The organism is Phenylobacterium sp., from assembly GCF_036723115.1.
Lineage (GTDB): Bacteria > Pseudomonadota > Alphaproteobacteria > Caulobacterales > Caulobacteraceae > Phenylobacterium.
The window spans coordinates 1-6,450 of record NZ_DAIMHV010000148.1 but is presented as its reverse complement, the minus strand read 5'-3'; the positions used below and the strand labels follow the sequence as shown (position 1 = coordinate 6,450).

Below are 6,450 nucleotides of genomic sequence, written 5' to 3'. Positions count from 1 at the left end.
GCGGAGCCCGAACCCGCGCCGGCCGCCGAGGCCAGCCCGCCGCCTCCGCCTCCGCCGCCGCCCGCGCCGCCGCCGCAGCCGGCTCCCGCGGCTGAGGCGCCCGGCGCCGCACCGTCCGGCAACGGGGCCGGCAAGGTCCTGTCGCCGGTCGTCCGCCGGCTCATCAACGAGCACGGCCTCGATCCGAGCTCGATCACGGGCACCGGCGTGGGCGGGCGCATCACCCGCAACGACGTCCAGGCCGTGATCGAGGCCCAGGGCCGCAGCGCGCCGCCCGCCCCGGCCGCGCCAAACAGCGCGCCCCCGTAGAAGATCAGCTTGGCCAGGTGGGCGAAGGCCTGGAAGGCGGCTTTGGTCCCGATCACCTGATGGCGGTTCAGCGCCGTGCGCATCAGGAAAAGTTCGCTGAGCGGGCCTGAGACGCCGGCGGTGAGCGACAGGCCGGTGGCCAGGAATCCCCCCAGGGCCGCATGGGCCGGTCGGGCGGCGTCGAGGGGAATCCAGCGCGGCGGCAGCCAGACGAGCACCGGCAGCAGTCCCATCCCCAGAAACACCGCGACCTTGGAGGGTTGGAACGCGACCAGGGCCAGCAAACCCATGGCCGCCACCGAGCCCAGGCCGAACCAGCCCACCGAGGCGAAACGCACGTGAGCCCAGTTGAATCCCAGCCGGGCCAGGTTCGAGGCGAGCTGGGCCGCGCCGTGCAGGGCGAGCGCCGCCCCCACCGGCAGGGCGTAGGTCAGGACCGCCATCAAAAGCGAGCCGCCGGCCATGCCCAGCAGGCCGGAGATCGCCGCGGCCACGAAGACCGCCGCGGCGACCAGAGCGACCACGCCCGGGCTCACTGGGCCGGCCCCATCAGCAGCTGTGCGCCCTGGATCAGATAGAGGACGCCCACGGCGGTGACGATCCAGCGGGTCCAGCGGCGGAAGTTCACGTCGGTGATGCGCTCCAGGATCAGCCCGCCGCACCAGGTGCCCGCCATGGAGAGCGGAATGAACAGGGCGAAGGCCCAGGGCGGCGGCAGGGCGGCGGCAGGGCGGCGGCCGTGGCCTGATCGGCCCCGGCCAGCAGCAGCGGGGTCCCATAGACGATGATCTTGGCCAGGTGGGCGAAGACCTGGGTCGCAGCCTTGGTGGCGACGATGGCGTGGCGGGTGAGTTCGGTGCGGATGAAGAAGATGTCGAGGAGCGGACCGGCCACCCCGGCCATCAGATTGAGGCCCGTCACCAGGAAGCCCGAGGCCAGGGCGTGGGCCGGACGGGCGGCGTCCAGGCGGAGCCACCCCTGAGGCAGCCAGGTCAGGCCTGGCACCAGCCCCATCAGGATGAACAGCCAAGCCTTTGAGGGGGCGCCAGCCACCAGGGCGACGAGGAGGCCCGCCGCCGCCGAGGCCAGGGCGTACCAGCCGACAATGTCCCAACGAACATGGGCGCGGTGCAGGATGGCCCGCCAGCCGTTGGCGACCAATTGCAGGACGCCGTGGGTGACGAAGGCCGCCGAGACGGGCAGGACGAGGGCCAGCGCGCCCATGAGGACCAGGCCGCCGGCCATGCCGAAGACCCCGGAGAGCAGGGCCGTGACGAAGGCGCTAAGGGCGATGAAGCCGAGAATGAGAGGGGACAAGGGCGTTCTCCTGACAGGCGGCCGCCCCCGCACGGCGGGCACAGGCCGCCGCCGGGAAACGAACCGCAGCGCGTCGCGCGCGGGACGGAGAAGGCGCTGCGAGCCGCATCAGGCGAGCGCCTTGTAGAAGACGGTCGTGGCCTCCGGCCGACCGTCCGTAGAAAGGGCGTAGCCGGGGATGGAGCCCACCGGCGTCCAGCCCCCCTTGGCGTAGAGGCGTTCGGCCTCGCCGCCGGTCACGGTGTCGAGCACCAGCAGGCTCAGGCCCATCTGCCGGGCGCAGGCCTCCGCGGCGGCCAGCAGCGCCCCGCCCAGGCCCTGGCGCCGCGCCCGCGGCGCCACCAGCATCTTGGCGATATCGCCGCGGTGGGGCTGGTTCTCCGTGCCGGCGGGGATCACCTGGACCACCCCGCAGAGACCCTGACGGTCGAAGGCCGCCACCAGCCGCCGACCATCGTCGCGGGAGAGCTGGCCCGCCCACCAGTCACAGGCGCGGGCGGCCGTCAGGCCCGACAGGAAGGAGACCGAGGCGCCCTGCTCCACACAGTCGGCCAGCAATCGGCCCAGGGCCTCGGCATGGTCGCGCGCAAGGGCGCAGGACAAGACGTCGAGGCGGATGTCGGGGCTCATGGCTTGGCCATACACCCGCGCCATCCACCGTCAAACGCAAAAGACCCCGGCGCGCGAGCCGGGGTCTCTGCGATCATCGCCGCAAGGCCTGATCAGTTGCGGAACACCGCAGCCGTGGAGGGATCCTGCTCCATTTCGCGGTACTGCCGCAGCTCGTTGCGGCCGACCACCATGTGGTGCACCTCGTCCGGGCCGTCGGCCAGGCGCAGGGTCCGCTGGGAGGCGTACATCTTGGCCAGGGGCGTCTTCTGCGAGACGCCGGTGGCGCCGTGCATCTGAATGGCCTGGTCGATGATCTTGCAGACCCGCTCGGGCACCATGGCCTTGACCATGTGGATCCAGACCCGGGCCTCGCGGTTGCCGAGCACGTCCATGGCCTTGGCGGCCTTGAGCACCATCAGGCGCATGGCCTCGATCTCGATCCGCGCGCGGCTGACGATCTCGAGGTTGCCGCCCAGCTGGATGATCGGCTTGCCGAACGCCACGCGCTGCATGCCGCGGGTGACCATCAGGTCCAGCGCCTTCTCGGCCGAGCCGATGGCGCGCATGCAGTGGTGGATGCGGCCGGGGCCCAGGCGCAGCTGGCTGATCTCGAAGCCGCGGCCCTCGCCCAGCAGCATGTTGGAGGCCGGCACGCGCGCGTTGTTGAAGCGGATGTGCATGTGGCCGTGCGGGGCGTCGTAGTCGCCGAACACCTGCTGGCCGCCGACGATCTCGACGCCCTCGCAGGGCAGCGGCACCAGGATCTGCGACTGCTGCAGGTGCGGCGGGTCGTTCTCGCCGCCGGTCTTGACCATGGTGATCATGATCTTGCAGCGCGGGTCGCCGGCGCCGGAGATGTAGTGCTTCTCGCCGGTGAGGATGTACTCGTCGCCCACGCGAACGGCGCGGGTGTCGATGTTCTTGGCGTCGGAGCTGGCGGTGTTCAGCTCGGTCATGCAGTAGGCCGAGCGGATCTTCCCCTCCAGCAGGGGCTTCAGCCACTGCTCCTTCTGCTCGGGCGTGCCGACACGCTCCAGCACCTCCATGTTGCCGGTGTCCGGGGCGGCGCAGTTCATCACCTCGGAGGACATGGGGTTCTTGCCCAGCTCCACGGCGATATAGGCGTAGTCCAGGTTGGACAGGCCCTCGCCCGTATGGGCGTCCGGCAGGAAGAAGTTCCACAGGCCCTCGGCCTTGGCCTTGTCCTTGGCGGCTTCCAGCACTTCCAGCTGGCCCGGCGCATAGGACCAGATGTCGGTCTTGTTCTCGCCCAGGCGATGGAATTCCTCGCTCATGGGCTGGACCACGTCCTTCACGAACCGCTTCACGTGGTTCAGCAGGGGCAGGGCCTTTTCGGACATGCGCAGATCGTTCAGCGCGTCCTGCGGGTTCAGGCCGAAGCTCGATTGGGGCCGTTCTGCGGTCATGCTCATCGGGGTCCTCCCTTGTGGTGGGCTCTGGCGGTTTTGCGGGTTGGTCGCGACCATGGGCGTAGATTTGCCGAAAATCAAACAACCGTTTGTCGAAGCCGGGCATAGCACGTTCAAACAACCGTTTGAACCGAGGGTGCGGCCATGGACTTTGAATTTTCGGTACGTCAGAAGGCGCTGATCGCGCGGGTCACGGCCTTCATGGAGGACCATGTCCTGCCGGCCGTCCCGGTCTATGAGGCCCAGCACGCCGAGGGCGAGCGCTGGAAGGTGATCCCCGTCCTGGAGGAGCTGAAGGCCAAGGCCCGGGCCGCGGGCCTGTGGAACCTGTTCATGCCGCCCTCCTCCGGCGCGGCCCATGTGGACGACAGCTTCGTCTTCGAAGGCGAACAGCTCTCCAATCTGGACTATGCGCCCCTGGCCGAGATCATGGGTCGGGTGAGCTTCGCCGCCGAGGTGTTCAACTGCTCGGCGCCGGACACCGGCAATATGGAGATCCTCAACCGCTATGGGACCCGCGCCCAGAAGGATCGCTGGCTGGCGCCGCTGATGCGCGGCGAGATCCGCTCCGCCTTCCTGATGACCGAGCCCCAGGTGGCCTCGTCCGACGCCACCAATATCGAGACCCGCATCGTCCGCGACGGCGACCACTATGTGATCAACGGCCGCAAGTGGTGGTCCTCCGGCGTGGGCGATCCCCGCTGTCAGGTGGCGGTGGTCATGGGCAAGACCGACCTGGATGCCCCCCGCCACCAGCAGCAGAGCCAGGTTCTGATCCCCATGGACGCGCCGGGGGTGGAGGTGGTGCGGATGCTGCCGGTCTTCGGCTATGACGACGCCCCCCACGGCCATGCCGAGGTGCGGCTGACCGACGTGCGCGTGCCTGTCGAGGCGGCCCTGCTGCTGGGCGAGGGACGAGGCTTCGAGATCAGCCAGGCGCGCCTGGGCCCCGGCCGCATCCATCACTGCATGCGCACCATCGGCGCCGCCGAGGTCGCCCTCGAGAAAATGTGCCGGCGGCTGCTGTCGCGCACCGCCTTCGGCAAGCCGGTGGCCGAGCACTCGGTCTGGGAAGAACGCATCGCCCGGGCGCGGATCGATATCGAGATGACCCGCCTGCTCTGCCTGAAGGCCGCCGACATGATGGACAAGGCCGGCAACAAGGTCGCCCGGCTGGAGATCGCCATGATCAAGGTCCAGGCCCCCACCATGGCGCTCAAGGTCATCGACGACGCCATCCAGGCCCATGGCGGCGGCGGGGTGAGCGACGATTTCGGCCTGGCGCGGGCCTATGCCAATCAGCGCACCCTGCGGCTGGCCGATGGCCCCGACGAGGTCCATGCCCGCACCATCGCCCGCCTGGAGCTGGCGCGGTATGGCGGGCCCAACGCCCGCCGGGCGGCCGAGGAGGACGCCCAGCGCGTGCCCGTGGGCTCCCGCTGAACCGGAGCGGCGGCGAGGCGCGTCAGTCCACCCAGTCGCGCTTGAGCCGCCGCGAGCCGATGAAGAACAGCAGGGCGCTGATCAGATAGAAGGTCAGGCCCGAATAGATGGCGTAGCGCAGGGACTCCTCGCCGAAGCGGGGGGTCAGGGCGTCCGAAACCGCGCCGAAGTACCAGGTGCCCAGACCCAGGCCGATCAGGTTGTTGACGAACAGGAAGCAGGCTGAGGCCACCGAACGGTGGGCCGCCGGCACGAGATGCTGGACCGCCGTCACCACCGGTCCCAGCCAGGCCAGGTTCAGGCCCTGGGGGATTAGGAACAGGAAGAAGGCGATCAGCAGCGACTGGGACTGGATGGCCAGCACGAAGCACGGCAGGGCGATCAGGAAGGCGCCGGCCGGCACCAGCAGATAGGCCGCCGGGCTCTTGGCCCCCAGCCGGTCGCCGAGCCAGCCGCCGGCCCAGACCCCCATCACCCCGCCCACCAGGGTGATGGCCCCCAGGAACAGGGACCTGTCCACCAGGCTCATGCCCAGGCTGCGCTCGAAGAAGGAGGGCAGCCAGAAGGCCACCCCGTAGCCGCACACCGACGAGGCGGCCGCCCCCAGGGAGATCAGCCAGAAGCTGGGCTTGGCGACCACCAGGGCCACCCCGCCCTTGGTCGCCGGCGCCGGCGCGGTCTCGACGCCGGGCGCAGCCGGCGGCGGCGGAGCGACCTGCGCCGGTTCGTCGAAGGCGCCCCGCTTGGGCTCCTTGACCACCAGCCGGAAGATGGGTGCGAAGGCCACCCCGGCCAGACCCACGATGATGAAGGCCGCCCGCCAGTCGATGGCGTGGGCGATCAGCCCGCCGAACAGTATGCCCAGGGCCGAGCCGATGGGGATGCCGAAGGAATAGGCCGCCAGCGCCCTCGCCCGCTGCTCCTTCGGAAAATAGTCGCTGATCAGCGAATAGGCCGGGGCCACGCCCCCCGCCTCGCCGATCCCCACGCCCATGCGGCAGAGGAAAAGCTGCCAGAAGCCGGTGGCCAAGCCGCAGAGGGCGGTGAAGCCGCTCCACAGCGTCAGCGCCCCGGTCATGATCCAGGTGCGGCTCCAGCGGTCGGCCAGGGCGGCGATCGGCACGCCCAGCCCGGTATAGAACAGCGCGAAGGCCAGGCCGCCCATGAGCCCGAGCTGGCTGTCGCTGAGGCCCAGCTCGGCCTTGATGGGCCCGGCCAGGATCCCGAGGATTTGCCGATCCAGGAAGTTGAACGTGTAGGCGACGATCAGCACCGCCAGCACGACCTTGGGATAGCCGCTGGCGCGGGAAGTCGAGGACATCGGGACCTGCAGAATCAG

7 protein-coding genes are annotated in these 6,450 nt (G+C 69.9%); 2 read left to right on the top strand and 5 right to left on the bottom strand.

From position 1 onward, the window contains the following. Window positions 1-138: 138 nt before the first annotated feature. A complete protein-coding gene (locus V7D28_RS15340; protein WP_442957940.1) occupies window positions 139-309 on the top strand; it encodes an E3 binding domain-containing protein in 171 nt (56 codons plus the stop codon). Between the two features lie 532 nt (window positions 310-841). Here the strand turns inward: V7D28_RS15340 and V7D28_RS12830 are convergent. From V7D28_RS12830 to V7D28_RS12815, 4 genes are all read right to left on the bottom strand, one after another. Beyond that, window positions 842-985 (bottom strand): hypothetical protein, encoded by a 144-nt coding sequence (locus V7D28_RS12830; protein ID WP_333587775.1) that lies wholly within the window; start codon window positions 983-985, stop codon window positions 842-844. Then, window positions 958-1,626: a TSUP family transporter gene (locus V7D28_RS12825; RefSeq protein WP_333587774.1), complete on the bottom strand. Its 669-nt coding sequence runs from the start codon at window positions 1,624-1,626 to the stop codon at window positions 958-960. The genes V7D28_RS12830 and V7D28_RS12825 overlap by 28 nt, the downstream gene beginning before the upstream one ends. 108 nt (window positions 1,627-1,734) lie before the next feature. Beyond that, complete coding sequence (locus V7D28_RS12820; RefSeq protein ID WP_333587773.1) at window positions 1,735-2,256, bottom strand: GNAT family N-acetyltransferase; 522 nt, start codon at window positions 2,254-2,256, stop codon at window positions 1,735-1,737. A 92-nt stretch (window positions 2,257-2,348) separates the two neighbouring features. Further along, window positions 2,349-3,665: an acyl-CoA dehydrogenase family protein gene (locus tag V7D28_RS12815; protein WP_442957939.1), complete on the bottom strand. Its 1,317-nt coding sequence runs from the start codon at window positions 3,663-3,665 to the stop codon at window positions 2,349-2,351. A 147-nt stretch (window positions 3,666-3,812) separates the two neighbouring features. Here V7D28_RS12815 and V7D28_RS12810 point away from each other — a divergent pair, with 147 nt between their 5' ends. Further along, window positions 3,813-5,111 (top strand): acyl-CoA dehydrogenase family protein, encoded by a 1,299-nt coding sequence (locus V7D28_RS12810; protein ID WP_333587771.1) that lies wholly within the window; start codon window positions 3,813-3,815, stop codon window positions 5,109-5,111. Window positions 5,112-5,133: 22 nt separating this feature from the next. Here V7D28_RS12810 and V7D28_RS12805 read toward each other — a convergent pair whose 3' ends face one another. Next, window positions 5,134-6,432: a spinster family MFS transporter gene (locus tag V7D28_RS12805; RefSeq protein WP_333587777.1), complete on the bottom strand. Its 1,299-nt coding sequence runs from the start codon at window positions 6,430-6,432 to the stop codon at window positions 5,134-5,136. Window positions 6,433-6,450 lie beyond the last annotated feature (18 nt).

What these genes read in the sequence shown, in the direction of transcription:
- V7D28_RS12805 (WP_333587777.1), bottom strand. Translation starts at nt 6,432, where the DNA reads ATGTCCTCGACTTCCCGCGCCAGCGGCTATCCCAAGGTCGTGCTGGCG.
- V7D28_RS12830 (WP_333587775.1), bottom strand. Translation starts at nt 985, where the DNA reads ATGGCGGGCACCTGGTGCGGCGGGCTGATCCTGGAGCGCATCACCGAC.
- V7D28_RS12820 (WP_333587773.1), bottom strand. Translation starts at nt 2,256, where the DNA reads ATGAGCCCCGACATCCGCCTCGACGTCTTGTCCTGCGCCCTTGCGCGC.
- V7D28_RS12815 (WP_442957939.1), bottom strand. Translation starts at nt 3,665, where the DNA reads ATGACCGCAGAACGGCCCCAATCGAGCTTCGGCCTGAACCCGCAGGAC.
- V7D28_RS12810 (WP_333587771.1), top strand. Translation starts at nt 3,813, where the DNA reads ATGGACTTTGAATTTTCGGTACGTCAGAAGGCGCTGATCGCGCGGGTC.